A 1,728-nucleotide genomic window follows, 5' to 3' on the forward strand; every position below is an offset into this window, starting at 1 on the left:
CAGAAGTGAAACCTCTTTGCGCTGATGGTAGTGTGGGGTTACCCATGTGAGAGTAAGTCATCGCCAGCTCATTATTCGAAACACCCCCTGTCTAAAGACAGGGGGTGTTTTTTTATGCGTGGGATTTATAAATAGAATTCAAAATTCACTCTTCTTATCGCTTTTAAAATATATCTGTTTACTTTTCAAGGCTGAATTTATACTAGACATTCTGTAGCTTGATGCTAATTTGAATAATAAATCAATATGGAAAAGATAATGTTGTCGCAATTTAGAATAAAAATTTTAATCATTTGTTGTGCTTTAGCATTTACTGCCTGTCATGCGGAGAATTCTTCTTCTAAAACTAATCAAGATGCCTCTACATCCGCTGCCAAATCGGATTCAAGCGCTTCAAACTTGCAAAAATATAAGACTGAACAAATCGCTGAGTTTAATGAACCTTGGGCAATTGCCATTTTAAACGATGGCCGGCTACTGATTACTGAGCGTAAAGGAAAATTACAGCTCTTTGACCCAAAAACCAAGAAAAAAATTGAAGTGAAAGGTATACCTCAGGTTGCTTATGGAGGCCAAGGTGGCTTAGGCGAAGTCGCTTTACATCCAGATTTTGCAAAGAATCAGTGGGTATATTTAAGTTATGCCGAACCAGGCCAGGGCGGATATGGCGCAGTGGTAATTCGTGGCAAACTAGACTTAAATCAAGCCACCCCTCAACTGACACAAATTGAACGGGTCTGGACCCAGGTGCCTAAGTTTTCAGGCCAGGGCCATTATGCGCATCGGATTGTATTCGGGCCGGATCGCAAGTTATGGATCAGTTCAGGGGAGCATCAGCAATTCACTCCTGCACAGGATATGCAATCCAATGCTGGTAAAATTATTCGCCTGAATGATGACGGTTCCATTCCTGCCGATAATCCCTTTATGACTCAGGGCAAAATTGCGCAGCAAATTTGGAGTCTGGGACATCGTAATCCTTTAGGGATGGCTTTTGATCCTCAAGGAGAGCTTTGGGTGGCCGAGATGGGTCCCAAAGGCGGAGATGAGTTGAACAAGATTATCAAAGCTAAAAATTATGGTTATCCGCTGGTGTCCAATGGCGATCATTATGATGGAAAGCCGATTCCTGACCACAGTACCCGACCTGAATTTGAAGCTCCAGAAATTAGCTGGACACCTGTGATCTCACCATCCAGCCTGATCTTTTACAAGGGTAATCAGTTTCCTGCATGGAAAAATAAGGCCCTGATCGGTGGCTTATCTTCCGAAGCAATTATTGTGGTTAATACAGAAATGAAACCGGTGAAGGAGGTTCAACGCTTGAATATGAAACAACGTATCCGCGATTTGCTAGAAGCTCAAGACGGTTCAGTTTGGGTGCTCGAAGATGGTAAGGATGCCAGATTACTCAAAATGACTGCTCAATAGTTTTAAGATTGAATTTTAATAAGTTTTTGATGATCGTGTTCACTATTTATACGCCAATAGGGAATTTTCATATTAGCGATAATGGCAAAATCTCCTTTGTGCCATTGTCTCAATAAGGCATCCTTGCCTATTATTATTCTATTTTACTGAATCGACGGGCATGATTTTTAATTTCTTAGATTCTCAAATGAAGTGCAACAGAGATTAAATTATTGGAAAGAAGCAAGATGAGCTAGCATTTTGCTTCCGACCGACCAAAGTCAAAGTTGCATCATGAACTATACTCACCTTACCCAA

At 41.0% G+C, this 1,728-nt stretch carries 1 protein-coding gene; it reads left to right on the forward strand.

Features of this window, described 5'->3' with window-relative positions; translation table 11 throughout:
- Positions 1-258 precede the first annotated feature (258 nt).
- Positions 259-1,431 carry a PQQ-dependent sugar dehydrogenase gene (locus KUG37_RS14600; protein ID WP_216940667.1) on the forward strand — a complete coding sequence of 391 codons (1,173 nt, stop codon included), beginning with the start codon at positions 259-261 and terminating at the stop codon, positions 1,429-1,431.
- Positions 1,432-1,728: the final 297 nt, after the last annotated feature.

Origin of the sequence: Acinetobacter sp. BY419, assembly GCF_019038395.1 — a bacterium.
Classification (GTDB): Bacteria; Pseudomonadota; Gammaproteobacteria; order Pseudomonadales; family Moraxellaceae; genus Acinetobacter.